This is a genomic window from Burkholderia sp. Bp8986 (assembly GCF_003854225.1).
Lineage (GTDB): Bacteria > Pseudomonadota > Gammaproteobacteria > Burkholderiales > Burkholderiaceae > Burkholderia.
Window position 1 is genome coordinate 49,722 of record NZ_QTQM01000015.1, and the last position, 26,518, is coordinate 76,239.

The following is a 26,518-nucleotide window of genomic DNA, read 5'->3' on the forward strand; positions in this document are numbered from 1 at the left end:
GCTTGCCGCGTTACCAGCCGAACTTCGCCTCCATGCCGACGTAGTCGGCATTGCGCGCGCCGAGCGCGCGAATCGAATCGGCGACCTGGAAATGCACGGCCTCGACCGCCAGCGCCACGTTCGCATTGACCAGCCAGTCGACGCGCGCCTGCGCATACATGCCCGTGCGCGCGCCGCCCTTGCCGGCCGTGCCGGGCACCGCCTGCATCCCCTGCCCGTAGATCGCATCGGCGGTCGTCTGGCGCCACTGGAAACCGACCGCGGTCAGCACCGTCACGTTGCTGGCCGGCTTGAACGTCAGCGACGGCTTCACGTGAATCAGGTTGCTGTAGCCGGTGTAGCCGGCGAGCGTGAAGTAATAGCCGTTCGGGAACAGCGGATTGAAGGTGCCCATGCGCCCGTCGCCGGGATGCTTGTCGCCCGACGCGCCGTCGACCTGGATGCCGATGCGCGGCGTGCCCGGCGCTTTCGCGAACGTGTAGCCGCCGAGCGCGCCAAAGGCCCATGCGCCGATCGTGTCCTGGCCGATGTGGCCGGTCTGCAGCATCGCTTCGGCGTCCCAGTCGAACCCGGAAGACTTGCCCGCGTAGCGCATGTCGAACACGTCGCGCCGCTCGGTGCCGGCGCCGGCGAGATAGCGCGCGTTGTCGCGCGTATAGCGTGACCAGTAGGCCGACAGTTCGCCTGGGCCCACGGCGTTGTGCTCGATCCGCACGCCGTCGAAGCGCAGGTGCCGATTCGACACGTCGTCGAACACCGCGTCATTGCGATATTGCACCGGACGCGTCACGTAGCCGATCAGCCGCCAGTTGCCGATTTCGTAATCCGCCCACAGCGCGTCGAATGCCTGACGCACGTTCGGGCCGTCCCGCACCGACACGAACCGCTGCAGGTCGTACGCCATTTCCTGCCGGCCGACACGCGCCTTGAACGTTCCGCCGCCCAGCTGATCGACATACGCGACGAACGCCTGCTCGATGTCGAGCTGATCCTTGTCCACCGTACCGACCGTGTCTTTGCCGAACGGCCGCGCATCGACGAACTGCACGAACGCCTGGAAATGCCCGGCATAGCGCAGGTCCGCGTGCACCGTCGCGCGCTGGATCACGTAGTTGTCGTCGTGCGCGGTGCCGAGCCCGAACAGCGGCGCGTTGTTCAGCTCGAAACGCTCGCGCAGGTTCGCGCCGAGCGACAGGTAGGTCGACGGGTCGCCGCCGAGCGGGATGTACTTCAGCCCGTCGAGCGGCTTGCGCGGCACGCACGGATTCGCGAGCACCGACCAGTCTTCCTGCCAGCGGTTGAACAGCACCGCGGGCCGCTTCGCGGTGCACGTCGTGCCGGCGGCCGAGGCCGAGGCCGAGGCCGAGGTCGGCGCCGGCGCCACGGTGTCCTCGGCGGCGGCCGCCGTCCCGGCGTATGTCGCGACGCCGCCCGCCAGCACGGCGGCCGGCAGCACGCCCCGCCACGCCCACCTCATCGCCCGATGCGCCATTACTTCGACCGCGCGTGGATCTCGGCGACGTAGCCGCCCGGGAACTGCACGAGCGCCGCATCGCGCCCGTCCGACGTGAAGGGCGGCACCAGCACGGTCACGCCGGCGGCCTTGGCCTTCTCCAGCGTGGCGGCGAGGTCCGGCACTTCGTAGCCCGTCATTTCGCGCCCGAACGGATAAGGCAGACGGCCGTCGGTCGCCAGCACGGTCATCTTGCCGAAGCCCGACTCGATGCGGATGCGGCGATACGTGTCGTTCGGCCGGCCGATCTCGATGCCCGGCGCCTTGCGCACGTCGGACACGACCTTGCCGCGCGAGAACGCGACGAAGTCGTGCACCAGCTTGCTCGCGCTTTCCGGCGACACGTACACGCGGTTTTCCGGCACCGTCTGCAGCGGGTCGTAGTGCGGCGCCTGGGTGTGCCAGTACAGCTGCATGTTCACGCCGCCCGGCCAGCGGATGATCGCGTCGCGGCCGATCGGATCGGGGAACGTGTCGACGACCACGTCCGCGCCGTGTGCGCGCGCCGATTTCATCGCGACGTCCATGTCGGTGACGAGGTAGCCGGTGCGCTCCTCGCAGAACGGATACGGGATCGGCGTCTTGAAGCCGAACACTGAAATCGTGCCGAACGGCGTCAGCACGAGCTGCGACATCGTCTGGCTCGGCGTCGGCGTGACCTGGAACACGCCCTGCTGCGACTTCTTGCCGCCGAACGTCGCGACGAAGCTGTCGGTGAAGCGGTCGAAGTCTTCCGGCGCGACGCACACGTGCGTCGTGTCGTATTGCGGGCCGACCGCGACGGCCGGCACCTTCCCTGACGAGGTATCGAGCAGGCGCGTCTCGTCCGCGTGGGCCGGCGCGCTCGCCAGCAATGCGCCGAACATGGCCGTCGATGCGGCCATCATCCGCAGTACCTGTCGCAACTTCAGTGCAATCATCGAAATCTCCTTGAAAATGACAAGCGCGGCCATACGCCGCGCGCGGATTCAGCGTGACGCCGGCCCGTCGTCGGGCCGGCCGGATCGGTAGGCGAGGAAGCACAAGGCCGCGAGCGGCAACGCCAGCGCCCAGAACGCGGCGGACACGTAGGCTGCGGCCCCCGCGCCGGCCCCGAGCGCGAAGCCCGCGACCGGCGGCAGCGTGCGCCGCAGCCGCGCGCGCGCGGCTTCGCGTTCGGCCGGCGCGGCAAGCGGCACGAGCCAGTCGAATGCATCGATCACCGCCTGCGTGACGTTGCCCGTCATCACCGTATTGGCGACGACCGAGCGCGCCGTCAGCCGGCCGTGCGCGTTCTGGACGCCCATCGCCGCGGCGCCGAGCAGGCCGCACAGGATCGTGCGCGGTGCGTCGGCGTCCGCGATCGGCGACGCCATCACGCCGGCCAGCATGAACCCGGCCAGCAGCACGGCCTGCAGTGCATACAGCGAACGCGCGCGCGGGCCGTGGCCGAGCGAACGCATCCGGTGGTCGAGCACGCGCGCGCCGACGATGCCGGCGATGAAGGCGGGGAATGCGAGCCACTTGATCACGAGCCCTTGCCCGACGCCGGCCAGCCCCGAGCCGATCAGGATGAAGTTGCCGGTGACGTGCGCAGTGAACAGGCCGAACAGCGCGACGAAGCCGAGCGTGTCGACGTAGCCGGCGATCGACGCGAGAAACACGTCCTCGCCGCGCACGTGATCGGGCGCCGCGGCCGCGGTTACCGGCTGCGTCGGCATGGCCCGGGTTCCTGGATGGCGACGGTTGCGCCGGCGCACGTGCTGCCTGCGTCCGGCGAGTTCAGATAACACATGTTCCGCTCCGGTTGCGCCGAACGGCCCGGAGGCGCCGACTGGCGTCCGGTCCCAACGGCGGTTCGGAAGCAAGACTAGTTAAGGAACGTCTTAATGTCATGGCGGCGGCCCTGAATTTTCCTGAATATGCCGCCCGGACGCCCGGCCGGACTGCGGGGTCGACGCGACGCGGTACGCTTAGGAAAACGCTCTCGCATCGCAGCGACCTCGGCGCAGCGATCGGCCCGCACGGTCCGATCGTGTTATTTTTCGAGCGATAGCTTAAGCGCGCCATCAGGAGCCGATGCATGACCGAAAGAAAACGCAGCACGCCGGCCCGCGAGCGCGGGACGGACGCCGACGGCAACGCCGTCACGCCGGGCCGCCGGCTCGCGCCGGAAGCGCGCGAGCGGCAAATCGTCGAGAAGGCGATCGAGCACTTCGCGACGCACGGCTTTTCCGGCAGCACGCGCGAACTCGCGCGGCAAATCGGCGTCACCCAGCCGCTCTTGTACCGGTACTTCCCGAGCAAGGAAGCGCTGATCGATCGCGTGTACGAGGAGATCTACACGTGGAACTCCGACTGGGAAAAACTGATCGCGGACCGCACGGTCCCGCTGCAGGAACGGCTCGTCACGTTCTATCGCGCGTACGCGCAAACCATCCTGCGGCGCGAATGGATCCGCACCTTCATCTTCGCGGGGCTCAGCCGCGAGGGTTTCAATACTCGCTACCTGTCGCGGTTGCGCGAACGCGTGTTCCTGCCGGTGCTGCGCGAGTTGCGGCACGAGTACGACATTGCGACGCCGGCGACTGAGGCACAGCGCAACGCGGAAATCGAACTGGTCTGGAGCCTGCACGCGAGCATCTTCTATTTCGGCGTCCGCAAGTGGGTCTACGGCCTGCCGGTGCCCGACGATCTCGACACTGAAATCGAACGGCTGGTCGATGCGTTTCTCCACGGCACGCCCGCGACGCTGAAGCAGCTCGCGTCCGGCGCGGGTGGCCGGCGCCGCCGGCGCGCGTAATCCGGCGCGGCGCACGCCCCCAGACGATTTCAGAACAATTTATCCGGCGCGCCGATCGCTTCGCCTATCCTCGAACGGCATCTGCGCCCGCCTCCGGCTGCGCGCACACCGAACCGGACAGGGACCACCCGATGACCCACGACGCGCCTTCGATCACGCATCACACCGTCACCGCGAACGGCATCCGCCAGCACTACATCGATGCCGGCAGCGGGCCGGTCGTCGTGCTGCTGCACGGCTTCCCGGAAACCAGCTTCGCGTGGCGCTTCCAGATCCCGGCGCTGGCGCGGCGTTACCGCGTGATCGCGCCCGACCTGCGCGGCTACGGCGAAACCGACAAGCCGGCCGCCGGCTACGACAAGCGCAACATGGCGCGCGACGTAGCCGGCCTGCTCGATGCGCTCGGCATCGGCCGCATCGCGCTCGTCGGCCACGATCGCGGCGCGCGTGTCGCGACGCGCTTTTCGAAGGACTTCCCCGAGCGCGTCGACCGGCTCGTCGTGATGGACAACGTGCCGACGCGCATCGTCGCGCAGAACATGACCGCGCAAACCGCGCGCGCGTACTGGTTCTTCCTGTTCCATCAGGTGCCCGACCTGCCCGAGGCACTGATCGCCGGCAAGGAAGCCGAGTGGCTGAGCCATTTCTTCGCCGACTGGTGCTACAACCCGCACGCGATCTCCGGCGACGCGTTCGACACGTACGTGCGTGCGTACCGGCGCCCGGGCGCCGTGCGCGGCGCGCTGGCCGACTATCGCGCGAACGCGGAGGACGTGAAGCAGGATCTCGTCGACGCCGACGTCCCGATCGCCTGCCCGACGATGGCCATCTGGGGCGAGGATTTCTACGCGGTCGGCAAGCTGTTCGACATGAAGTCCGTATGGGAAAGCATGGCGACGAACCTGCGCGCCGAGCCGATCGCGCAGTGCGGACACCTGCCGCAGGAGGAGCAGCCGGAGCGCGTGAACGCGTTGCTGCTCGACTTCCTCGCGCACTGGGAAGGTTGAACTGCCGCGTGCGGCGAATCATCGGGGGAAAGCAATCATGAGCGACGTTTCGGGCCCGTCGGCGATCGTCGTCGGCGGATCGGTGGGTGGACTGTTCACGGCAACCGCGTTGCGGGCGGCCGGTTGGCGCGTCAAGGTGTTCGAGCAATCGCCGAACGATCTCGACAGTCGCGGCGGCGGCATCGTGCTGCAGCCGCCGATCGAGCGCGCGTTCGCATTCGGCGGCGTGCCGGTGCCGCGCGATGCGGGCGTCGATTCGGGCGACCGGATCTACGTCGACGAACACGACCGTATCGCGCAACGCTTCTACATGCCGCAGACGCAGACCGCATGGAACGTGATCTATACGGCGCTGAAGCGCGCGCTGCCCGCCGACGTCCTGCACGCCGGCGTCGCGTTCGACCGGCTCGAGCAGGACGGCGCGCGCGTGTTCGCGCACTTCTCGGACGGCCGCGTCGAGCAGGCCGACCTGCTGGTCGGCGCCGACGGCGGCCGCTCGGCCGTGCGCGCGCAGCTGCTGCCCGATGCGCGCCCCGCGTACGCGGGGTATGTCGCGTGGCGCGGGCTCGTCGACGAGCACCTGCTTCCCGACACGGTGCTGCAGGTGCTGCGCGAGCGCTTCACGTTCCAGCAAGGCGACGCCCATCTGTTCCTGACCTATCTGGTGCCCGGCCGCGACGGCGCGATCGCGCCCGGCAAGCGGCGCGTGAACTGGGTCTGGTACCGGCGGCTCGCGCAGGATCGCCTGCCATCGCTGTTTCTCGGCCAGGACGGCATGCAGCGCGACGGCTCGCTGCCGCCCGGCGCGATGCGCGACGACAACCGGCTCGAACTCGTGAACGCCGGCCGCCGGATGCTCGCACCGACGCTCGCCGCGCTCGTCGACGCGACACAGGCGCCGTTCGCACAGGCGATCCTCGATCTCGCGGTCGAGCGCATGGCGTTCGGCCGCGCCGTGCTGCTCGGCGACGCGGCCTGCCTCGTGCGGCCGCATACGGCCGCAGGTGTCGCGAAAGCGGCGGACAACGCGGTCGGTCTTGCCGAGGCGCTGCGCGGCGGCGTGCCCGCCAACGCGTTCGACGCCGCGCTGTCGCGCTGGGAAGCTGTTCAGCTCGCCACCAGCGCGTCGCTGTCCGAACTCGGCATCTCGCTCGGCGCGCGGATCATGGGGCGCGCGTGACCGGCCGGCCGCCGTGTGCGGGCTCGATCGTTTGCATCGACCGCCGATTCGTGATTCCAGGTCAAAAATGATTTCGCCGGCGGCCCGTTTTTCCGCGGCGTCGGGATACCTATATTGGCAGCACTCGCAACGACGACGACGTGGTTGCGGTTCACTCGACCCGATAGGTACCCCTGATGAAAACGCTCGTTTCTTCCACGCTTGCCGCACTGATCATCGCCACGCCGGCCGTTTCGTTCGCGCAGCAGCATGACCGCCCGCTGACCCGCGCCGAAGTGAAAGCCGAAATGGCCCGCCTCGCGGCCGTCGGCTATACGCCGGCACTGGACCACAACCAGTATCCGGTCGCGATCCTCGCCGCCGAAAAGCGCGTGCGTGAAAACGCCGTCGCGCAAGCGGCATCGAACACCGCACCGGCAGCCGACACGACCGGCTACGGCAGCGAAGGCACCAGCACCAGCGCATCCGGCCGCGCACTGACGACCAACGGCCGCGACGCGATCTATCGCGGTCATTGAGCGGCATCGACGCGCGCGCGAGCCCCTTGCCCGCCACGCGCCCCCGCTCGTCCATCCCCTCCGCATCGCCGGCCCGAATCGCCTGAACAGGCGTTCGGGCCGCGCGTCGTCGCACCGCTTCCCGCATCACGCCCCTGCCGCGCGCATCGTCGCCGCACCGCGCGATTCGTGACTGCGCAGTACAAGTTCTTATGACGCCGCGTCCGTTTATCCATCGCGCGCCACGCACGATACTGCGCACCATCCGGCGCCGTGCGCGTCATTCGATACATCGAACAACATGAACAGCTACCCAGGATTGAAGCGCTTCGCGCGACCGGCCGTGCTGGCCGCCCTTCCGCTCGCCGCATTGCTCGCGTTGACGGGCTGCCGGTCGGACGACACCGCGCCGGCCCCGAAGCCGAACGTGATCGTCAGCGCACCCGTCGCGCGCAACGTGAACGACGTCGACGTCTACACGGGCCGCTTCGAAGCGGTCGACACGGTCGACGTGCGCCCGCGCGTGAGCGGCCATCTCGAACGCGTCGCGTTCCAGGACGGCGCGACCGTGAAGAAAGGCGACCTGCTGTTCGTCATCGATCCGCGCCCGTACCAGGCGGCGGTGACGGCCGCGCAAGGCACGCTCGAGCGCGCGCAGTCGCAACTGAAGCTGAGCCGGCAGGATTTCGAGCGGGCCAGCGTCCTGATCAAGACCGACACCATCGCGCAGAGCCTGTACGACCAGCGCCGCCAGGCCGTGCAAAGCGCGCAGGCCGACGTGACGAGCGCGCAAGGCGCGCTCGAACGCGCGCGGCTCGACCTGTCGTTCACGCGCATCGTCGCGCCGATGTCGGGGCGCATCAGCCGCAAGCGCGTCAGCGAGGGCAACCTCGTGAAGGGCGGCGACAGCGAAGCCACGGTGCTGACGACGATCGTGTCGCAGGACCCGATCGACATCTACTTCGACGTCGACGAGGAAAGCTACCTGCGCTACACGCGCGAAGCCGCGCAACATGGCGGCAGCGCGTCGTCGCGACAGGTGGCGATCGCGCTGCCGGGCGACGCGAAGCCGTCGCTGTCGGGCACGATGGATTTCGTCGACAACCGCCTCGACAACTCGACCGGCACGCTGCGCCAGCGCGCGCGCGTCGCGAATCCGGACGGACGCCTGAGCCCCGGCCAGTTCGGCCGCGTGTCGCTGTCGAGCCGCGTCGCGCACGCGGCGCTGCTCGTGCCGGATTCGGCCGTCGCGACCGACGCAACGCGCCGCGTGCTGTATTTCGTCGACGCGAACGGCACCGTATCGGTGCGCCCGGTGACGCCCGGCCGCCTGTTCGGCAACCTGCGTGAAATCGATGCGGGGCTGAAGGCCGGCGACCGCGTGATCGTCGACGGCTTCCAGCGCGTGCAGGCCGGCGATCAGGTCAATGCGGTGCCGCGCGCGATCGATGCGGCTCAGATGGCGAATGCGACGAATTCCGAAAAAGTTGCGAACGCAACCGCTTCGTCCAGCACCGCGACCGGGAGCGCGCAATGAACCTCGGCCGCCTGTCCGTCCAGCAGCCGGTGCTCGCGATCGTCCTGTCGATCGTGCTGACCATCGCCGGCGCGCTGGCCTATTTCTCGCTCGCGGTGTCCGAGTACCCGGACATCGCGCCGCCGACCGTCGTGATCCAGGCGAGCTACCCGGGTGCGTCCGCGGAAACCGTGTCGCAAACCGTCTCGACCCCGATCGAGCTGGAAGTGAACGGCGTCGAGGACATGCTGTACATGTACAGCCAGGCGACCTCCGACGGCAGCCTGAACATCACCGCGACGTTCAAGCCCGGCACCGACGTCGACAAGGCGCAGGTGCTGGTGCAGAACCGCGTCGCGCTCGCGACGCCGCGCCTGCCCGAGCCCGTGCAGCGCAGCGGCGTGTCGGTCCGCAAGTCGTCGCCGACGCAGCTCGGCACGATCTTCATCTACTCGCCCGACCAGCGCTACGATCCGCTGTACGTGTCGAACTACGCGATCCGCAACGTCGCCGACGTGCTGAAGCGGATCGACGGCGTCGGCGACATCAACCCGCTCGGCGCGCGCGAATACTCGATGCGCATCTGGCTCGACCCGGAACGCGTCGCGTCGTTCGGCCTGAGCCCGCGCGACCTCATCGCCGCGGTGCGCGCGCAGAACACGCAGCTCGCGGGCGGCGTGGTCGCGCAGGCGCCGATCACGAACCAGGCGTTCCAGCCGAACCTGATCTTCGAAGGGCGCCTGAAGCGGCCCGAGGATTTCAGCGACATCGTCGTCAAGCAGGGGCAGGACGGGCGTCTCGTGCGGCTGAAGGACGTCGCGCGCATCGAGGTCGGCGCGCTCGCGTACGCGACCGACAGCTACATGCTGCGCCACCCGACCATCGCGCTGCAGGTGCTGCAGCAGCCCGGCGCGAACGCGGTCGCGACGATGGACGCGGTCGAGAAGAAGATGACCGAGCTCGGCAAGGCGTTCCCGAAGGGCATCGTCTACAACATCGGCTACAACCCGACCGCGTTCATCGGCGACAGCATCCACGAACTCGTGAAGACCATCTACGAGGCGGTCGTGCTCGTGGTGTTCGTCGTGCTGCTGTTCCTGCAGGGCTGGCGGCCTTCGATCATCCCGATCCTGTCGATTCCGGTGTCGCTGGTCGGCACGTTCGCGGCGATGGCCGTGCTCGGCTACTCGATCAACAACCTGACGCTGTTCGGCCTCGTGCTCGCGGTGGGGATCGTCGTCGACAACGCGATCGTCGTGGTCGAGAACGTCGAGCGGCACCTGGCGGCCGGCACCGCGCCGCGCGATGCGACGCTGCTGACCATGAAGGAAGTCGGCGGTGCGCTGTTCGCGATCACGCTGGTGCTGTGCGCGGTGTTCGTGCCGACCTCGTTCATTCCGGGCATCTCCGGCCAGTTCTTCCGCCAGTTCGGCGTGACGATCGCCGTGTCGACCGCGATCTCGTTCTTCACGTCGGTCACGCTCGCGCCCGCGCTGTCCGCGATGATGCTGAAGGCGCACGACCCCGCGCACGATGCGCCGGCGTCGACGTCGCGCACGGCCGCGCTGCTCGCGCCGCTCACGCGCGCGGTGCAGCGTTTCGCGGATGCCTTCAACCGCGTGTTCCAGCGCGTATCCGACGCCTACGGCGCGCTGGTCAGGAAGCTCGTGCGGATCATTCCCGCGATGAGCGTGCTGTACGTCGTGCTGATCGCGGCGACCGGCTATCTGCTGGTATCGAGCCCGAAGGGCTTCATTCCCGCGCAGGATCGCGGCTACCTGGTGGTGCTGGTGCGCACGCCCGACGGCGCGACGCTCGAACGCACGAGCGCGGTCGCGCGCAAGATCGAGGACATCGCGCTGTCGGTGCCGGGCGTCGCGCGCGTGCCGGTGTTCTCCGGCGTCAACGCGGCCACCGGCACGAATTCGGCGAACAGCGCCGGCCTGTTCCCGGTGTTCAAGCCCTGGCCCGAACGCAAGGCGCAGGGCCTCACCATCGATACGATCGCGGCCGAGCTGCGCAAGCGCCTCGCGGGCATCACCGAAGCGTCGATCGTCGTCGCGATGCCGCCGCCGGTGCAGGGCCTCGGCAGCACGGGCGGCTTCGCGATGCGGCTCGAAGACCGCAACGGCCTCGGCACGGCCGCGCTCGCGAAGGCGACGCAGGATCTCGTCGAAGCCGCGAACCGCACGCCCGGCATGGTCGGCGTCTACACGCCCTACTCGGCGACGAGTCCGCAGGTTCACGTCGAGCTCGATCGCGAGAAGGCGGAGATGCTCGGCGTGCGGAGCCAGGAGATCAATGACGCGGTCGAAACGTATTTCGGCTCGACCTACATCAACGACTTCAACATCGTCGGGCGCACCTATCGCGTCACCGCGCAGGCCGACCTGCCGTTCCGCGTGACGGCCTCCGACCTCGGGCGCCTGAAGGTGCGCAACCGCGACGGCGACATGGTGCCGATCGGCAGCGTTACGCGCATCGACGACACGCTCGGCGTCGATCGCGCACCGCGCTACAACCTGTATCCGGCCACCGAGATCAACGGCGATACCGCACCCGGCCTCGGTTCCGGTTTTGCGATCAAGACGATGGAGACGCTCGCGAAGCAGGTGCTGCCGCCGGGCATCTCGTTCGAATGGACCGACTTGTCGTACCAGCAGACCACGGCCGGCAACACGGGGCTGCTCGTGTTCCCGCTGTGCGTGCTGCTCGTCTATCTGGTGCTCGCCGCGCAGTACGGCAGCTGGAGCCTGCCGGTGTCGATCCTGCTGATCGTGCCGATGTGCCTGCTGGCCGCGTCGCTCGGCGTGCGCGCGCTCGGCCAGGACGTGAACATCCTCACGCAGATCGGCTTCATCGTGCTGGTCGGGCTCGCCGCGAAGAACGCGATCCTGATCGTCGAGGTCGCGCGGCAGCTCGAGGCCGACGGCAGGGAGCTGGTCGACGCGGTGGTCGACGCGTGCGTGCAGCGGCTGCGCCCGATCGTGATGACGTCGCTCGCGTTCATTCTCGGCGTGCTGCCGCTCGTGATCTCCGAAGGCGCCGGCGCGGAAATGCGCCAGGCGGTCGGCGCGGCCGTGTTCTTCGGGATGATCGGCGTGACGTTCTTCGGGCTGCTGTTCACGCCCGTGTTCTATGTGCTGGTCCGCCGGCTCGCGACGCGCAAATCCGGCGTCGCGGCGGCGGCCGCGGAGGTGGTGCAATGAAATTCATCCGACTCGTGGCCGCGCTGTCCGCGGCGGCCGTCCTGACCGCGTGCACGAGCGCGCCGGTCGCCACCGTCGCCCCGCCGCCGCTCGCCGCGACCTACGCGAACGCGGATCTCGTCGCCGCCGGCCCTGCCGCCGCGACCGACGCGTGGTGGCACGGCTTTCACGATCCGATTCTCGACCGGCTGGTCGATCGCGCGCTCGCCAACAACCTCGACCTGAAGGCGGCGGTCGCGCGCGTCGACGCGGCGCGCGCGGTACGGATCGGCGCCGCGTCGCAGTGGTTCCCGTCGCTCGATCTGAATGCGGGCGCCGGCCGTCAGCGGCTGTCCGCGTCGCAGGCGTTCCCGACCGACACGCCGACGACCGGCAATGCGTTCGACCTGAATGCGAGCGTCGCGTGGGAAATCGACATCTTCGGGCGCATCCGCCAGGGCGTGTCGGCCGCCGACGCCGACATCGCGTCCGCGCGGAACGACGCGGCGGCCGTGCGGATCGCGACGATCGACGAAACCGTGCGCACCTACGTGACGGTGCGCGGGCTCGAGCAGCGGCTCGCGCTGGTCGAGGCGAACGCAGAGAGTCAGCGCGGCACCGAGGCATCGACGCGGCGCCTGTTCGACGCGGGCGTCGTGCCGATCGCCGACGTCGACCGCGCCGCCGCGCAGGCGGAAACCACGCTCGCCGAGTTGCCCGCGCTGCAGTTGCAGCGGCAGGCCGCGATTCACCGCTTGTCGATCATCACCGCGGCGACGCCGCAGGACGTCTATGCGCAACTCGATCCGCCCGCGCCGGGGCCGGTGTGGACGGCAGCGGCGCCGGGCATCGGCACGCCGGCCGACCTGCTGCGCCGCCGGCCCGACGTGCGCGCCGCCGAAGCGAGGGTCGTCGCCGCGTATGCACGCATCGGCGTAGCCGAAGCCGATCTCAGGCCGCACCTGCAGCTGATCGGCGTGATCGGCGCGGCCGTCGACGGCTTCTCCGGCGCGACGCTCGCGCGTTCGCTCGCCTGGATGGCCGGCGCCGGCGCGAGCGCGCCGCTGTTCGACGGCGGACGGCGCCGCAGCATCGTCGCGTTGCGACGCGCGCAGGCCGATCAGGCCGTCGCCGCCTATCGCTCGACCGTGCTCGGCGCGGTCAGCGACGTCGAAACGTCGCTCGCCGCAACCGCCCGCGATCACAGCCGGACCGAGCGCCTCGAACGCGCGGCGTCGAATGCGCGCGATGCCTATGCGCAGATCAACCGGTCGTGGCGCAGCGGCGAATCGGCGTTCATCGACACGCTGGAGGTGCAGCGCTCGCTGCTCGCGGCCGAGGATTCGCTCGCGCAGGCGCGCACCGACGAGATGCTCGCGCAGGTCAGGCTGATGACCGCGCTCGGGCAGTAGGCGGGTTGGTGCGATGCGGCTGGTGCGGCGCATCGGTCGCGTTGGTCGCGTCGGTCGCCATGAAAAAAGGGCGACGTGCCCGATATCGATCGAACACGTCGCCCTTCGCACGAGACGAGCGGCGGTTTGCGCGCCCCTTCAGTCGATATCGCCGCCTTCCTTCAGCTGTGCGCTCAAGTAGTCCAGAAAACTGACGATGCGCGACGACAGCGTAGCGTTGCGATAGTAGACCGCGTGAATCGGCTGGCGGAATTCGGTCGTGTCGTCGACCAGCACTTCGACGAGGCTGCCGTCGCGGCGATGGGTGCCCGTCATGTAGTCGGCGAGGCACACGATGCCCGCGCCGTTAAGCGCGAGCGTCAGCAGCGTCTCGCCGCTCGACGCCTGCAGCGCGGGATGGATCCGGTATACGTCGCCGTCCGCGGTGCGCAGCGGCCAGTGGTTCAGCGTTTCGGGCTGCACGAAGCCGAGCAGCGTATGGTCCGCGAGATCGGCCACGCGCGTCGGCACGCCGGCCTTCTCCAGGTACGCGGGGCTCGCGAGAATGCGCAGCCGGCTGCTGCCGAGCTTGCGCGCGTGCAGCGTCGAATCGCGCAGCTCGCCGATCCGGATCGCGACGTCGGCGCGCTGTTCGAGCAAGTCGATGATTTCGTCGCTGGTATGCAGTTCGGCCGCGATCGCCGGAAACGCTTCGCGAAAGCCCGGCATCATCGGCGCGATCACGTGCTGCATGAACGGCATCGCCGCGTTGATGCGCAACCGCCCGGCCGGCTTCTCGCGCTGGCTGGCGAGCTGTTCCTCGGCGAATTCGACCGACGCGATGATCTCGCGCGCGTATTCGAGGAACAGCGTGCCCTCTTCCGTCACTTCGAGCCGGCGCGTCGTGCGGCGGATCAGCGTCGTGTCGAGCTTTTCCTCGAGACGCCGCAGGATCCGGCTCATCACCGACGTCGGCTGGTGGAGCTTGTCCGCCGCCCCCGTCAACGAGCCGGTATCGGCGATGGTCACGAATGCGAGCATCTCGTCGAGGGTGGTCTTCATGGTCGGGAATCGGTGACGGTTTCAGAATCGTCACGATAGTGCCGCAGCGCCCGTTTGATAAGCGGGAGCCGGCGCGAATCATAGTTGATTCAGATTCAAGAATGCGCGGCCAATATTGCCCGAGCAATGCGATCGCGGGCCGGGGGCGCACGCGCCCGGGAGGGCGCGTGTTGCGTGTTGCGTGTTGCGTGTTGCGTGTTGCGTGTTGCGTGTTGCGTGTTGCGTGCTGCGTGCTGCGTGCTGCGTGCTGCGTGCTGCGTGCTGCGTGCTGCGTGCTGCGAAGCAATTCTGCGGCGTCAGGCCGCGATCGGCATGTCGTGGCGGATCCAGTCCTGCATCGCGCCATGCTGCGGCGCCCAGCCGAGTTCCTGCCGCGCGCGCACTGCTTTCACGCGGCTGTTCGACGCCAGCGAGAAATGCGCGCGCGAGTGGCCGAGCACCTGCTCGGCCTCGGCGATGTCCCACTCGACGACCGACGGCAAACCGAGACGCGCGGCGAGCGCCGCGCCGATGTCCGCGAACGACGTTTCGCCGTTCTCCGCGAAATACAGCGCGCCCGGCGCCGCGTGCCGCATCGCGCGCACGTAGAGATCGGCGACGTCCTCGACATGCACGTTCGACCAGCGGTTCAACCCCTTGCCGATCACGCGGACCGCGCCGGCCTCGCGCGCGATCGCCGCAAGCAGCGGAAGCTGCGCGCTGTCGCGCCGGATGCCGAGCCCGTCGCCGTAGATCATGCTGTTGCAGATCACCGCCGAGCGGATGCCGAGCGTCGCCGCCGACATCACGAGCTGATCGATCGCACGGCGCTCGGGCTTGGCCGGCGCGACGACCGGCGTCGCTTCGTCGAACACCGGCGCGTCGCCGTGCGCGCCCTGTGCGTCGTCCGCGATCACGCTGGTGCCGCTGGTATGCAGGAACGTCTTGCCCGAGCCGCTCAGCGCCGCGACGATCGTCTCGACCGATGCGCGGTGGTCGCTGCTCGCCGCGTTGATCACGCAGTCCGCGTCGCTCGCGAACGCATGCAGCAGCGCCGTGTCGTCGAGCGTGCCGATGACCGGCAAGATGCCGGCTGCCGCGAGTGTCGCGGCCTTCTCGCCGTTGCGCGCCAGCCCGGTGACGACATGCCCTGCCGATACCAGCCGTGCGGCCACCGAGCCGCCGATGTAGCCGGCCGCGCCCGTCACGAATACCTTGATGCCCTTCATCCACCGCTCCGATGGCGAGGCCGCGAAACTGCCCGCGCCTCGCGGAAATGAGTCGGCCCGCGCGCACCGGTGTCGGATGGGCGCGGGCCGTCGATGCCGGCCGTGCGGCGCGTCGAACCTGCGCAACGCGGCCTGTAGCGTCAGTATCGATGCCGCGCGCGGGCGGCGAAAGAGGCGGATCGCGAAAAGAGTTTTGATCCGGGCGGGAAGATCGGCGGCGGCGCCGCGTCAGTGCCGGATCCTCCAGGCTACGGCTTGCCGCCCAGCGACTCGACGATCCGGTACGCAGTCTTCACACGATCCTCGATCGGAAAGCTGCGATTCGCGAGCATCACGATCGCGAGCCGCTTCGCGGGCACGAACGCGACATAGGTACTGAAGCCGTTGGTCGACCCCGTCTTGTTGATCCACGCGTCCGGGCGCGGTGCGAGCGGCGGCTTGAGTTCGGTCGCGGGCGTCGCGTCGTGGAGCATCGGCGGCGCATTCCCCGCGAGCAGCGTCGGCAATGCGACCGGATACGGATACTGTTCCCAGATCAGGTCCTGCGTGAACGGCCCCGCGCGGAAATAGCCGGTGTGCGTGCGTTCGAGCGCACGCTGCAGCCGCGGCGCCGTTTCGACGAGCCCCATGTTCGCCTGCACGAAGCGCAACAGGTCGGCCGCCGTCGTCCTGACGCCGTACGCCGACTGCCACAGCATGCCGCCCGTCATCCGGATCGGCTTGCCGTCCTGCGTATAACCCTGCGCATAGTCGGCCTGCCGCGCGGCAGGCACGTTGATGTACGTGTGCGTCATCCCGAGCGCGGGAAACAGCCGCTGTTCCATCAGCCCCGCGAAGTCGCGATTCATCGCCTTCGCGGTGAGCTGCCCGAGCATCCCGATCGCGACGTTCGAATAGGTGCGGCGCGTGCCCGGCGCGTACGCGGGGCGCCACGCGTCGAGATAGCGCATCAGGCCCGCGTCGTCGCGGATGCTGTCGGGCACCTGCAGCGGCATCCCGCCGGGCGTGTGCGTGCCGAGCTCGAGCAGCGTCACGCGGCCGAACGGCTTGCCCCGCAGCGCGGGCAGATACTTGCCGGCCGGATCCGTGAGCGACAGCTCGCCGCCCTCCTGCGCGTCGGATGCGAGCGTCGCGGTCAGCGTCTTGCTGACGGAGCCGATCTCGAACAGCGTGTCGCCGGTCACCGGCTAGCCGGTTTGCGTCGACATCACGCCGTAGTCGAACACATAAGGCTTGCCGTCGGCGACGATGCCGATCGCCATGCCGGGAATGGCGAACTGCTTCATCAGCGGTGCGACGTGGCGGGTTACGGTGTCGTGAATCTCGTCCAGCGTGGCGGCGGCCGCGCGGCCGGTCGTGGTGGCGGCGCATGCGGCGACGAACAGGGTCGCGGCGATGCGGATCGCGTTGAATCGCATGGGTGCGGTTCCTTCGATTTTCAGATGGTTGCATGAACAACGGATTCGGCCGCGCCGCGCGGACGCCGCGCCAGCCGTCCCGTCGAAGCAGGACTATCCGCTGCCGGCCGCCAACCGACAATCGACGATATGTTGCGCGAGCCTAAAGAAAATCTTATGCGGCGCGTGAACCGGTCCCGCGCGTCAGTCCGGCAAGCGGTCGAGAAACGCCAGCATCGCGGCATTGAAGCGCGCCGGCCGCTGCAGCGGCGCGAAGTGGCTCACGCCCGGCAGGATCGTCAGCGTTGCGTCCGGAATCGTGCGCGCGAGATACGCCGCATGGTCGGGGCGGATGAACTCGTCGTGCTCGCCCTGCACGATCGCGACCGGCACGGCGATCGCCGCGAGGTCGGCCGCGCTGTAATCCGGTTGCGTGCGCATCATTTCGCTGACGGCGGCAACGAACGCGTCGAAACGGTCCGGCGTCGCGGACAGCCGCACGTAGTCCTTGCGGTGCCGCGCGAAGCAGCGGTCGATCAGCGGGCTCGGCATCATCTCCTTCGTGCCGCCCGGATCCATGTTGCACGCGAAGAAGAACACGCCCGCCGCACGCGCCGGCGCGCGGGCGGCCAGCACGAGCGACACGCACGCGCCATCGCTCCAGCCGACGAAGCGTGCGCGCCCGATGCGCAGCGCATCGAGCACCGCCAGCACGTCGGAGGCCATGCGTTCGTAGGAATAGGGGCGATCGTCACGCGTGCTGCGGCCGTGGCCGCGGCTGTCGATCACGATCGCGCGGTAGCCGGCCGCGAGCAGCGCCGGCACCTGGTTGCCCCAGTTGCCGCCGTGGCCGAGGCCGCCGTGCAGCAGCACGACCGGCGGGCCGTGGCCGAACGACGCGTGCCAGATGCGCGCGCCGTCGTGGTCCAGCCATCCTTCGGCGCCGGCCGCCGGCAGCGGCGCGCCGCCTTGCGCGTCGAAGCGGACGAGGTCGTCGTCGGCGAATTCCGCGTTCATCGTTCTGCCGTCCTTGCGAGGGAAACGAGCGTGCGATTGTAATGCGCGGGACGGCGTGCCGCGACGCGTCCGCGCGCTGCGGTGCGCGACGGCGCGGCGCCGTGCCTTCAGGCCTGCGTCGACACCAGCGCGCCGGACGTCGAGCCGCCCGACTTCTGGATCGCCTGCGCAAGCTGCGCGATCGCCGTCGACAGCGCGGCGGAGATCGTGCTGGCTTCCGCGCCCAGCGTCTGCTGCTCGAGTGCCGCGGCCGGATCCTGCTTCGCGCGCTGCGCGGCCGCCGCCATCTGCTGCTGCAGTTGCGCAAGCTGTTTCTGCAGGCGCTCGATGAGTTGCTTCAACTGCTTGACCGCGGGATCCTCGGCCGAGGATCCCGACGCGCCTGGCGTCTGCCCTGCACCGTCCGACTGCGCGGCACCACCCGCCGGCGACGACGCGGCGGACGTCGCCGTCGACGCGGCACCGGTGCCGGACTGGTTGGCGGTCGCGTCGCCGGTGGCGGGCGAGGTCTGCGCGGCGGAAGAAGGGTCGATCTGCATCGTGTCGGTCCGTAGTGAGTGTGCGACTCGGGTCGGTTGAACAGGGGATACCTTGCAACCGGTTTACGGTATTCATCGGATGAAACTTGAGCCCCGCCTTTCCAGCTGCCCTGAGATGCCCCGAGATGCCCGCGCCGTGCGCGTACCGCCGATCGTCGCGAAGGGGCCAGATTGGCCGGCCGTCGACGCTGGTAAAATCGCCGGCTGGCCTGCTGCCGCAGCACACCGGCTGCTTCCGGCAAGGCCTCGCGGGCTACCCCGCGTCGGTGCCCGCCCGGTCGGGCCCGATACGCGATGCCGTCCGGCGCCGTCGCAACGCGAGCCCCGCGCCCGCATCGACATGCGACGCGCCGACTTCGGCACGCCCCCCTTCATCACGCATTTCGAGGAATTCACGATGGCCCGCATCGGCGCCTTCTGCCTGACCACGTGGCTCGCGGCCGCGATTCTCTATTTCGGCCAGCATTCGGTCGCGATGATTGCGCTCAGCGGCGTGGTCGTGTTCGGCGGATTCGACCTGCTGCGTCCGTAACGACGGCGGCGCGCACGGCAGCGGCGGACGCGCTTCGCCGCCGCACTGAAAAACGCCGACCGGCGGGCTACGGCGCAGCGCAAGATGCCGGCATCCCGGACCGGCGCGACGCACGCGTCGGCCGGCCCGTCGAACGCTTCAACCCATCACCGCGGCAACGTCCGCAACGACGACGGCCCGCCCGTCAGCGCGATGCGCTTGCCCGTATCGCGCAGCTTGCCGCCGTCCACCGCATACAGCGCGAGCTGCCGCTCGACGTTGAACTGCACGATCACGTGCCGGCTGTCGGCGGTAAACACGATGCCCTGCGCGGCTTCGCCGCCCGGCACTTCACTCGTCTGCACCGCACGGCCGTTGCGGATCTCGAACAGCACCACCTTGCCGAGCTTGTGGCGACCCGGGTTGTCGGGCGTCAGGTTCGAGCCGTCCATCGCCTGCACGGCTATCCACTTTCCGTCCGGCGAGATCGCGACGCCTTCCGGCAGCGACGGCACCGTCAGGAACTGGACCGTGCGGAACGGCGTGCGCGACACGTCGATCAGCGCGACCGAATCGGCATCGCCCGCGAGCGTGCCCGTATAGCCCGGCAGCCCCGCGAGCCCGACGTTGCTGACGACGGCCCAGCGATTGTCGCTCGACACGTCGATCGTGTAGGGCGCGACGCCCGTGCTCAGCCGCGTGCCGCTGTCGGCCACCTTGCCGTCGTCGACGTTCAGCACCGCGATGCCCTGCTCGTCGCGCAGCGACACGAGCGCATGCTTGCCGTCGTGCGTGAAACTGATCCCGGCGAGCCGCTTCTTGCCGATCTTCAGGTTGCCGTCGAGCGTCACCTGCGTTCCGTCGATCCGCAGGATCGACACGCTGCCGTCGAGGTTCGCCGCCAGCGCGAGCCGGCCCGACCGGTCGATCGCAATCCCCTGCGGGTGCGTGCCGAGTTCGATGCGCGTGATCGCCGGCGGCGACGCATCGAGGTTCACGACCTGCACAAACGTGTCGAACACGAGCTGTTTCGCGGTCTGGTCGTAGCGCGTCGGCGCGCCGACCAGCGCGAGCTTCGCGTCGGGTGCGATCGCGACGGCCTGCGGCGGGCCCTGGACGCCGTTCTCGACGTCGACCTGCAGCGCGACCTTCGGCGGAAACACGCTCGCGTCGAGCAGCGTCAGCGTGTCGGCGGGCGGCGACGCGAGATAGGTGTCGCGCCCTTCGACGCGCTGATACTTGCCGTCGTTGCCGGACACGATCCAGTCGGCCGCGTGCGCGGTGACGGCGGTGCCGGCGGTGGTAGCGAGCGTCAGCGCGGCGAGCAGGCGGGCGCGACGAAGGCGAAAGCGATTTGAATGCATGGCGGTCGGTTCTCCGGATCGGTTGCGGACGCAAGGACTGGCACGACCCTGCTGCTCGACGGGTCGATGCCACCGCATGATGCACGAAAGCGCGCGAAACCGGCGTCTCGCGCCCGCCGCTCAGGTCGTGCGCACGTCCGCGCTGTCCCACCGATCGACGTCGTCGAGCGGATACACGGGTCGCGCGAGCCGCTCGTAGCGGAACAGGCCGTAGTCCGAACCGGTCACGCCGCGGCTGTCGCACTCGACGAGCGCGGCCGCGATCGGCACGAATACCGGCCGGCAGTACATCCGCGACTTCAGCAGCAGGAATCGCGCCCGGCGCGGATCGATGCCGACGCTCTCGAACACGCCGAGATCCCACGGCTCCTGCGTGCGCTCGGTGACGACCAGCGTCGCGTCGCCGATATCGAGCACCGCCGCGCGGCCCATGTATGCGCGCTGGCCCGTATACGTCGGCCCGGTAATCACGTATTCGCCGTCGGTGATCGCGCGCACGATGCCCGTCGCCCGAAACGGCGCGCGCCGCGCGCCGCCGTGCGACGGCATCCGGTTGCCGACCGGCACGGTCACGGTCGCGCCGACGCCCGCGTCGATCAGCGCCGCGACTGCATCCGGGTCGCACAGCGGCCCGCTGACGATCCCGTCGAGCCCCTGCGCGAGCGCTTCCTCCAGCAGGTCCATCGTGTCGCACGGGCCGCCCGACATGCAGTTGTCGCCGTGATCGAGCATCAGCACCGGACGGTCAGCACCGCGCGCCAGCGCCGCGGCCTGCGCGACCGATTCCGCGAGCGGCGCGCTGCGGTAGACGAACGCGTCGCGTGCGTCCCAGATCTGCCGGGCGATGCGCTCGGCCACCGCGTCGGCCGCCGCGTGGTCGCCATCGGCGACCACGACGATGCTGATGCACGGCGCGGGAATGTCCGCGAGCGAGAAGCCGGGCAGCACCGATACCGCCAGCATCCCGTCGGCTTCGGCCGCGCGCGCGGCCTCCACCGCGCGCCGCATCGCGCCTTCGGCGCTCGCGCTGCGCAGCGTCGACGTCATCAGCGGCGGCTGCCGCCACGCGAGCACGGGCCGAGCGCGGCCGTGCAGCCGGTCGAGCAGCACACGCGCCGCGTGCTCGCCCGTCTCGTACATGTCGACGTGCGGATAGGTCTTGAAACTGACGATCACGTCCGCATGGTCGATCATCTTCTGCGTGACGTTCGCGTGCAGGTCGAGCGCGACCGCGATCGGCGCATCGGGCAGCGCGGCGCGCACGCGCGCGAGCAGGTCGCCCTCGCCGTCCGCGCTCTGCTCGGCGACCATCGCGCCGTGCAGGTCGAGCATCACCGCGTCGCAGCCGGGCGCGGCCGCGACGATCGCGTCGCAGATCGTTGCGTACGCATCGGCCGCGACCGGCCCGCTCGGGTTCGCGGCCGCCGACACCGGCGTGACGATCTCCGCGCCTGCGCGGGCCGCCGCATCGATGAACGCGGCCATCGCGGTGCGCATCCCGTGGTTCGCGCGATACGCGTCGTCACCCCAGTCGGGGCCGTTGCGGCCGAACGCGGCGAGCGGCGTCGGTACCGGCGAGAACGTATTGGTTTCGTGGTTCATCCGGGCGATCAGGATCTTCATCGCGTGGCGCCCTCCGCCACGCCCGCCACGCCCGCCACGCCCGCCACGCCCGCCGCGCCGAGCATCGCATGCAGCAGCACGTTGCAGCCCGCTTCGAGGTGGGCGGGATCGGCGTCCTCGATTTCGTTGTGGCTGATCCCGTCCTTGCACGGCACGAAGATCATCGCGGTGGGCGCGACGCGTGCGAGATACACCGCGTCGTGACCCGCGCCGCTGATCACGTTCATCGACGACAGCCCGAGCGCACTTGCGCCCGCGCGCACCCGCTCGACGAGTGCCGCGTCGAACGGCTGGGGAGCGAAATACACGACCTGCTCGACGTCGATCCGCATGTCGGCCACCGCCCCCAGATCGGCGCAGGCCGTGCGCAGTTCCGCATCCATCGCCGCCAGCGTCGCATCGTCGGCCGCGCGCAAGTCGACGGTCAGCGTCACGCGGCCCGGAATCACGTTGCGCGAATTCGGATGGACGTCGACCCAGCCGACCGTGCCGCGCCCGTGCGGCGGGTGCGCACGCGCGATGCCGTTCACCGCGCGCACGAGATCGGCCGCGACCAGCAGCGCGTCGCGCCGCAGTTCCATCGGCGTGGGTCCCGCATGCGCCTCCATCCCGTGTACGGTCACGTCGTACCAGCGCTGCCCGAGCGCGCCCTCGACCACGCCGATCGTCGTGTCGTGCGCCTCCAGCACCGGCCCCTGCTCGATATGCGCCTCGAAATACGCGCCGACCGGATGCACACCGTTCGCGTCGCCCGCATAGCCGATCGCGGCCAGCGCATCGCCCACCGATGTGCCGTCGCGATCGCGTTGCGCGAGTGCGTGGTCGAGCGTGAACGCACCCGCGAACACGCCGGAGCCCATCATCACGGGCACGAAGCGCGAGCCTTCCTCGTTGGTCCACACGGCGACCTCGAGCGGCGCACGCGTGCGCACGCCCGCGTCGTCGAGCGTGCGCAGCACTTCGAGGCCGGCGAGCACGCCGTAGTTGCCATCGAACTTGCCGCCGGTAGGCTGCGTGTCGATATGGCTGCCCGTCGTCACGGGCGGCAGGTCGTCGCGTTCGCCCGCACGTCGCGCGAAGATGTTGCCGATCGCATCGATGCGTACCGTGCAGCCGATTTCCTTCGCCCACGCGACGAACAGGTCGCGCGCCTCGCGATCGAGTTCGGTGAGCGCGAGGCGGCACACGCCTCCCTTGTCGGTCGCGCCGATTCGCGCGAGACGCATCAGGCTGTCCCACAGCCGCGCGCCGTCGACGCGCAGGCCGGACGCCGTGGCGCCCTGTGTCGAATCCAGAACTTGCATCGATGGAATTCCTCGCAATGAACGGGCCCGGCGCTTACGCGACGCCGACACCCAGGTAACGGTCCTTCACCTCGTGATCGGCCGCGAACGCCGCGTTGCTGCCTTCGTAGACGATCACGCCCTGTTCGATCACGAAGTGGCGGTCCGCAAGCTGCGTGCACACTTCGAGGTTCTGTTCGACGAGCAGGATCGCGACGCCGGCCGCCTTGATCTGCTTCAATTGCGCGACGATCTCCTCGACGATCACCGGCGCGAGCCCTTCGACCGGCTCGTCGAGCATCAGGAGCCGCGGGTGGTTCATCAGCGCGCGGCCGATCGCGAGCATCTGCTGCTCGCCGCCCGACAACTGCGCGCCGCCGTTGCGGCGGCGCTCCTTCAGGCGCGGGAAGATCCGGTAGATATCGTCGAGTTGCCACGGCGAATCGCGGCGTGCGCCGAGCCGCAGGTTTTCCTCGACCGACAGCAGCCGGAAGATGCCGCGATGCTCGGGCACGAAGCACAGGCCGCATGCGGCGATCCGGTGCGCGGGCTGCCCGGACACCGGCCGGCCGGCGAACGTCACCGTCCCGCCGGTCGGCGCGACGACACCCGCGATCGCCTTGAGCGTGGTCGATTTGCCCGCGCCGTTGCGGCCGAGCAGCGTCACCGTCTCGCCTTCGTTCACGTTCAGCGAAATGCCCTGCAGCACGTGGCTCTTGCCGTAGCAGGCGTGAACCTCCTTCACGTCGAGCATCATGCGCGGCCTCCGGTGATCATGTTGCCGAGATACGCGCTGCGTACGCGCGCGTCGCCGCGAATCGCATCGGGCTTGCCTTCGACCAGCACGCGCCCCTGCTGCATCACCGTGATCGTGTCCGAGATGTCCATCACGATTCCCATGTTGTGTTCGATCAGCACGACCGTGTAGTCGTCGCGCAGGCCGCGGATCAGCGCCTTCATGTCGTCGAGGTCGTCGATGCCCATGCCCGACGTCGGCTCGTCGAGGAAGATGGCGCGCGGCCGCGCCGCCAGCGCCATCCCGACCTCGAGCCGGCGCTGCTGGCCGTGCGACAGCACGCCCGCCGCCGTGTCGGCGAAGCGCTGCAGGCCGAGCCGCTCGAGCACCTCGTCGACGACGCCGTCATGCGCGAGTGCGCCGCGCGGCGGCGTCCACGGATTCAGCGCGCGCCGCGATTCCACGCCCTGCGCGGCGACGCGCAAGTTCTCGCGCACGCTCAGGTTCGGAAACAGGCTCGTCACCTGGAACGAGCGTGCGATGCCGCGCCGCACGCGCTTGTGATCGGGTTCGCGCGACACGTCGTGACCATCGAACAGGATCGAGCCCGACGTGATCGGCAGCGTGCCGGTCAGCGTATGGAACAGCGTCGTCTTGCCGGCACCGTTCGGGCCGATCACCGAATGCACGGTGCGCGGCATGATCCGCAGATCGACGCCGCCCAGCGCCGTGAACTTGCCGTAGCGCTTGACGATGCCGCGCGCTTCGAGAATCGCTTCGCTCATTGCCGCTCCCTGGCCGTAGCCTCAGTGCGATCGACGCGCCGCAGCGATGCCGCGACGCGTTCGCCGAGTCCCCACAACCCGCGCTGCATGAACAGGCTGACCGCGATCAGCACGAGGCCGAGCAGCAGCAGCCAGCGCGGCCACAGCGTCGACAGCCAATCCGCGAACAGCACGTAGAATGCCGCGCCGAGCACCGACGCGAACAGGTTGCCCGTGCCGCCGATCACCGTCATCACGAGGATCATCTCGCTCGTGTGATAGTCGATGTTCGACAGCGGCGCGATGCCCGTCATCAGCGCGTGCAGCGCCCCCGCGAGGCCCGTGACCGCGCCCGAGATCACGAACGCCGCGAGCTTGAAGCGCTGCACGTCGTAGCCGGCCGCCGCCGCGCGTGCCTCGTTGTCGCGAATCGCGAGCAGCGTGCGGCCGAACACCGAGCGCGATACGCGCAGCAGCAGCCAGAACACCGCGACGAACAGCACCGCGACGAAGCCGTAGTAGCGCCACGGCGAATCGAGCGGGACGAGCGGATGCCCGAATGCGGCGAGCGCGGGGCGTGGGATGTCGAGCAGCCCGTTGTCGCCGCCCGTCACATCCGGCGTCGTATACGCGAGGAAGTAGAACAGCTGCCCGAACGCGAGCGTCAGCATAACGAAGTAAGTGCCGCGCTGCCGGATCGAGAACCAGCCGACGAGCGCGGCCGCGACGGCGCCGAGCACGGCGGCCGCGACGAGCGCAGCCGTCACCGACCGGACGCCGTGCGTCAGGACCAGCCCCGCCGCGTAACTGCCGAGCCCGAAGAAGATGCCCTGCCCGAACGACAGCAGCCCCGTATAGCCGAGCAGCAGATTGCAACCGAGCGCGGCGAGCGCGAACACCAGCACTTCGGTCGCGAGCGATCCCGAGCTCAGCGCCAGCGGCAGCACGCACGCGACGGCCACCGCGAGCCAGCCCTCCGGCCGCCGCAGCGCGCCGTGCCACGGCCGCGCGCGCGGCGAGGCTGCCGCCGCGGGCGGCAGCGGTTTCGACGATTCGATCATGCAGCCCTCCCCAGCAATCCGTTCGGACGCAGCAGCAGCACGGCCGCCATCGCGACGTAGATCATCAAGCGCGCGCCTTCCGGCCACAGCGTGCTCATCAGGCTCTGCACGATGCCGACCAGCAGCCCGCCGACGAGCGCCCCGAGAAAATTCCCCATCCCGCCGACGACGACCACCACGAACGCGACGCCGAGCGCCTCGATGCCCATGAACGGATCGACGCCGCGGATCGGTGCCGCGAGCACGCCGGCGAGCGCGGCGGTGGCCGCGCCGAGCGCGAATACGAGGCTGAACACGCGCGTCACGTTGATACCGAGCAGCGACACCATCTCCGTCGATTCGCTGCCCGCGCGCACCGTACTGCCGAGCCGCGTGCCTTCGAGCACCCACCACAGCAGTCCGGCAAGCACGGCCGTGAACGCGATCACGAACAGCCGGTATTTCGGGTAGACGAAGCCGCCCCAGATCACGACGCCGTTCAGCGCGTCGGGCGGCGGCACGTTGTCGCCGAGCGGGCCCCACGCGAGGATCGCGCACTCCTGCAGCACGAGCGCGAGCCCGACGGTCGCGAGGATGTGGAATTCATGCTGTTGCGCATACACGTGACGCAGCACGAGCTTCTCGACGATCCACGCGAACGCGCCGACGACGAGCGGCACGACCGCGAGCGCAACCCAGAAGTTGGCCGACCATTGCAGCGCCTGGTAGCACAGGTACGCACCGAGCAGATAGAACGCGCCGTGAGCGAAGTTCACGAAGCGCAGCAGGCCGAACACGATCGACAGGCCGACGGCGAGCAGGAAATACAGCATGCCCACGCCGATGCCGTTGACGATCTGCAGCAGATAGACGTTCATGGCTTCCGTACCGGAAAGGAGT

At 69.3% G+C, this 26,518-nt stretch carries 22 protein-coding genes and 1 pseudogene; 8 read left to right on the top strand and 15 right to left on the bottom strand.

The window, feature by feature from the left end; genetic code table 11:
* Positions 1-10: 10 nt before the first annotated feature.
* The 3 genes from DID99_RS15870 to DID99_RS15880 are packed head-to-tail and all read right to left on the bottom strand — an operon-like array spanning position 11 to position 3,213.
* Positions 11-1,477, bottom strand: a complete 1,467-nt coding sequence (locus DID99_RS15870) for an alginate export family protein (RefSeq protein ID WP_185733779.1) — start codon at positions 1,475-1,477, stop codon at positions 11-13.
* Positions 1,478-1,491: 14 nt separating this feature from the next.
* Positions 1,492-2,433, bottom strand: a complete 942-nt coding sequence (locus tag DID99_RS15875; protein WP_124667126.1) for a glyoxalase — start codon at positions 2,431-2,433, stop codon at positions 1,492-1,494.
* Between the two features lie 48 nt (positions 2,434-2,481).
* Positions 2,482-3,213: a YoaK family protein gene (locus tag DID99_RS15880; protein WP_124488034.1), complete on the bottom strand. Its 732-nt coding sequence runs from the start codon at positions 3,211-3,213 to the stop codon at positions 2,482-2,484.
* Positions 3,214-3,575: 362 nt separating this feature from the next.
* Here DID99_RS15880 and DID99_RS15885 point away from each other — a divergent pair, with 362 nt between their 5' ends.
* The 7 genes from DID99_RS15885 (at position 3,576) to DID99_RS15915 (ending at position 13,095) form a co-directional block, all read left to right on the top strand.
* Positions 3,576-4,295: a TetR/AcrR family transcriptional regulator gene (locus tag DID99_RS15885; protein WP_124529639.1), complete on the top strand. Its 720-nt coding sequence runs from the start codon at positions 3,576-3,578 to the stop codon at positions 4,293-4,295.
* Positions 4,296-4,426: 131 nt separating this feature from the next.
* Positions 4,427-5,302 carry an alpha/beta fold hydrolase gene (locus DID99_RS15890; RefSeq protein WP_124521137.1) on the top strand — a complete coding sequence of 292 codons (876 nt, stop codon included), beginning with the start codon at positions 4,427-4,429 and terminating at the stop codon, positions 5,300-5,302.
* A 37-nt stretch (positions 5,303-5,339) separates the two neighbouring features.
* The gene (locus DID99_RS15895) at positions 5,340-6,482 is read left to right on the top strand and encodes an FAD binding domain-containing protein (RefSeq protein WP_124667127.1); all 1,143 of its coding nucleotides are present in this window, start codon (positions 5,340-5,342) and stop codon (positions 6,480-6,482) included.
* A gap of 176 nt (positions 6,483-6,658) precedes the next feature.
* Positions 6,659-7,000, top strand: a complete 342-nt coding sequence (locus DID99_RS15900; RefSeq protein ID WP_124646377.1) for a DUF4148 domain-containing protein — start codon at positions 6,659-6,661, stop codon at positions 6,998-7,000.
* Between the two features lie 280 nt (positions 7,001-7,280).
* A complete protein-coding gene (locus tag DID99_RS15905; RefSeq protein WP_124667128.1) occupies positions 7,281-8,516 on the top strand; it encodes an efflux RND transporter periplasmic adaptor subunit in 1,236 nt (411 codons plus the stop codon).
* Complete coding sequence (locus DID99_RS15910; RefSeq protein WP_124667129.1) at positions 8,513-11,704, top strand: efflux RND transporter permease subunit; 3,192 nt, start codon at positions 8,513-8,515, stop codon at positions 11,702-11,704. Before DID99_RS15905 ends, DID99_RS15910 begins: the two co-directional genes overlap by 4 nt.
* A complete protein-coding gene (locus tag DID99_RS15915; RefSeq protein WP_124667130.1) occupies positions 11,701-13,095 on the top strand; it encodes an efflux transporter outer membrane subunit in 1,395 nt (464 codons plus the stop codon). The genes DID99_RS15910 and DID99_RS15915 overlap by 4 nt, the downstream gene beginning before the upstream one ends.
* A gap of 138 nt (positions 13,096-13,233) precedes the next feature.
* On the opposite strand, the gene DID99_RS15920 is transcribed toward DID99_RS15915, so the two are convergent.
* The 5 genes and pseudogenes from DID99_RS15920 to DID99_RS15945 form a co-directional block, all read right to left on the bottom strand.
* A complete protein-coding gene (locus DID99_RS15920; protein WP_124521185.1) occupies positions 13,234-14,136 on the bottom strand; it encodes a LysR substrate-binding domain-containing protein in 903 nt (300 codons plus the stop codon).
* 296 nt (positions 14,137-14,432) lie between these two features.
* Complete coding sequence (locus DID99_RS15930) at positions 14,433-15,344, bottom strand: NAD-dependent epimerase/dehydratase family protein (protein WP_124667131.1); 912 nt, start codon at positions 15,342-15,344, stop codon at positions 14,433-14,435.
* A gap of 248 nt (positions 15,345-15,592) precedes the next feature.
* Positions 15,593-16,762 (bottom strand): annotated as a pseudogene (ampC, locus tag DID99_RS15935) (class C beta-lactamase).
* Between the two features lie 183 nt (positions 16,763-16,945).
* Positions 16,946-17,758: an alpha/beta fold hydrolase gene (locus DID99_RS15940; RefSeq protein WP_124667132.1), complete on the bottom strand. Its 813-nt coding sequence runs from the start codon at positions 17,756-17,758 to the stop codon at positions 16,946-16,948.
* Between the two features lie 107 nt (positions 17,759-17,865).
* Positions 17,866-18,297, bottom strand: a complete 432-nt coding sequence (locus DID99_RS15945; protein ID WP_124667133.1) for a hypothetical protein — start codon at positions 18,295-18,297, stop codon at positions 17,866-17,868.
* A gap of 52 nt (positions 18,298-18,349) precedes the next feature.
* Between DID99_RS15945 and DID99_RS37290 the strand changes: the two genes are divergently transcribed.
* Positions 18,350-18,829: a hypothetical protein gene (locus DID99_RS37290; protein WP_185733784.1), complete on the top strand. Its 480-nt coding sequence runs from the start codon at positions 18,350-18,352 to the stop codon at positions 18,827-18,829.
* A 146-nt stretch (positions 18,830-18,975) separates the two neighbouring features.
* Here DID99_RS37290 and DID99_RS15955 read toward each other — a convergent pair whose 3' ends face one another.
* The 7 genes from DID99_RS15955 to DID99_RS15985 all read right to left on the bottom strand — a co-directional run bounded on the left by DID99_RS15955 (position 18,976) and on the right by DID99_RS15985 (position 26,496).
* Positions 18,976-20,172: a YncE family protein gene (locus DID99_RS15955; protein ID WP_124667134.1), complete on the bottom strand. Its 1,197-nt coding sequence runs from the start codon at positions 20,170-20,172 to the stop codon at positions 18,976-18,978.
* 120 nt (positions 20,173-20,292) lie between these two features.
* Positions 20,293-21,795 (bottom strand): M81 family metallopeptidase, encoded by a 1,503-nt coding sequence (locus tag DID99_RS15960; RefSeq protein ID WP_124667135.1) that lies wholly within the window; start codon positions 21,793-21,795, stop codon positions 20,293-20,295.
* Positions 21,792-23,099, bottom strand: a complete 1,308-nt coding sequence (locus DID99_RS15965; RefSeq protein ID WP_124667136.1) for a Zn-dependent hydrolase — start codon at positions 23,097-23,099, stop codon at positions 21,792-21,794. The genes DID99_RS15960 and DID99_RS15965 overlap by 4 nt, the downstream gene beginning before the upstream one ends.
* Before the next feature lie 34 nt (positions 23,100-23,133).
* Positions 23,134-23,835, bottom strand: a complete 702-nt coding sequence (locus DID99_RS15970) for an ABC transporter ATP-binding protein (protein WP_044847066.1) — start codon at positions 23,833-23,835, stop codon at positions 23,134-23,136.
* A complete protein-coding gene (locus DID99_RS15975; RefSeq protein ID WP_124667137.1) occupies positions 23,832-24,599 on the bottom strand; it encodes an ABC transporter ATP-binding protein in 768 nt (255 codons plus the stop codon). The genes DID99_RS15970 and DID99_RS15975 overlap by 4 nt, the downstream gene beginning before the upstream one ends.
* Positions 24,596-25,639, bottom strand: coding sequence for a branched-chain amino acid ABC transporter permease (locus DID99_RS15980; protein ID WP_124667138.1), 1,044 nt, complete (start codon positions 25,637-25,639; stop codon positions 24,596-24,598). The genes DID99_RS15975 and DID99_RS15980 overlap by 4 nt, the downstream gene beginning before the upstream one ends.
* Positions 25,636-26,496, bottom strand: coding sequence for a branched-chain amino acid ABC transporter permease (locus DID99_RS15985; protein WP_124521209.1), 861 nt, complete (start codon positions 26,494-26,496; stop codon positions 25,636-25,638). The genes DID99_RS15980 and DID99_RS15985 overlap by 4 nt, the downstream gene beginning before the upstream one ends.
* Positions 26,497-26,518: the final 22 nt, after the last annotated feature.

What these genes read in the sequence shown, in the direction of transcription:
- DID99_RS15870 (WP_185733779.1), bottom strand. Translation starts at nt 1,477, where the DNA reads ATGAGGTGGGCGTGGCGGGGCGTGCTGCCGGCCGCCGTGCTGGCGGGC.
- DID99_RS15875 (WP_124667126.1), bottom strand. Translation starts at nt 2,433, where the DNA reads ATGATTGCACTGAAGTTGCGACAGGTACTGCGGATGATGGCCGCATCG.
- DID99_RS15880 (WP_124488034.1), bottom strand. Translation starts at nt 3,213, where the DNA reads ATGCCGACGCAGCCGGTAACCGCGGCCGCGGCGCCCGATCACGTGCGC.
- DID99_RS15885 (WP_124529639.1), top strand. Translation starts at nt 3,576, where the DNA reads ATGACCGAAAGAAAACGCAGCACGCCGGCCCGCGAGCGCGGGACGGAC.
- DID99_RS15890 (WP_124521137.1), top strand. Translation starts at nt 4,427, where the DNA reads ATGACCCACGACGCGCCTTCGATCACGCATCACACCGTCACCGCGAAC.
- DID99_RS15895 (WP_124667127.1), top strand. Translation starts at nt 5,340, where the DNA reads ATGAGCGACGTTTCGGGCCCGTCGGCGATCGTCGTCGGCGGATCGGTG.
- DID99_RS15900 (WP_124646377.1), top strand. Translation starts at nt 6,659, where the DNA reads ATGAAAACGCTCGTTTCTTCCACGCTTGCCGCACTGATCATCGCCACG.
- DID99_RS15905 (WP_124667128.1), top strand. Translation starts at nt 7,281, where the DNA reads ATGAACAGCTACCCAGGATTGAAGCGCTTCGCGCGACCGGCCGTGCTG.
- DID99_RS15910 (WP_124667129.1), top strand. Translation starts at nt 8,513, where the DNA reads ATGAACCTCGGCCGCCTGTCCGTCCAGCAGCCGGTGCTCGCGATCGTC.
- DID99_RS15915 (WP_124667130.1), top strand. Translation starts at nt 11,701, where the DNA reads ATGAAATTCATCCGACTCGTGGCCGCGCTGTCCGCGGCGGCCGTCCTG.
- DID99_RS15920 (WP_124521185.1), bottom strand. Translation starts at nt 14,136, where the DNA reads ATGAAGACCACCCTCGACGAGATGCTCGCATTCGTGACCATCGCCGAT.
- DID99_RS15930 (WP_124667131.1), bottom strand. Translation starts at nt 15,344, where the DNA reads ATGAAGGGCATCAAGGTATTCGTGACGGGCGCGGCCGGCTACATCGGC.
- DID99_RS15940 (WP_124667132.1), bottom strand. Translation starts at nt 17,758, where the DNA reads ATGAACGCGGAATTCGCCGACGACGACCTCGTCCGCTTCGACGCGCAA.
- DID99_RS15945 (WP_124667133.1), bottom strand. Translation starts at nt 18,297, where the DNA reads ATGCAGATCGACCCTTCTTCCGCCGCGCAGACCTCGCCCGCCACCGGC.
- DID99_RS15955 (WP_124667134.1), bottom strand. Translation starts at nt 20,172, where the DNA reads ATGCATTCAAATCGCTTTCGCCTTCGTCGCGCCCGCCTGCTCGCCGCG.
- DID99_RS15960 (WP_124667135.1), bottom strand. Translation starts at nt 21,795, where the DNA reads ATGAAGATCCTGATCGCCCGGATGAACCACGAAACCAATACGTTCTCG.
- DID99_RS15965 (WP_124667136.1), bottom strand. Translation starts at nt 23,099, where the DNA reads ATGCAAGTTCTGGATTCGACACAGGGCGCCACGGCGTCCGGCCTGCGC.
- DID99_RS15970 (WP_044847066.1), bottom strand. Translation starts at nt 23,835, where the DNA reads ATGATGCTCGACGTGAAGGAGGTTCACGCCTGCTACGGCAAGAGCCAC.
- DID99_RS15975 (WP_124667137.1), bottom strand. Translation starts at nt 24,599, where the DNA reads ATGAGCGAAGCGATTCTCGAAGCGCGCGGCATCGTCAAGCGCTACGGC.
- DID99_RS15980 (WP_124667138.1), bottom strand. Translation starts at nt 25,639, where the DNA reads ATGATCGAATCGTCGAAACCGCTGCCGCCCGCGGCGGCAGCCTCGCCG.
- DID99_RS15985 (WP_124521209.1), bottom strand. Translation starts at nt 26,496, where the DNA reads ATGAACGTCTATCTGCTGCAGATCGTCAACGGCATCGGCGTGGGCATG.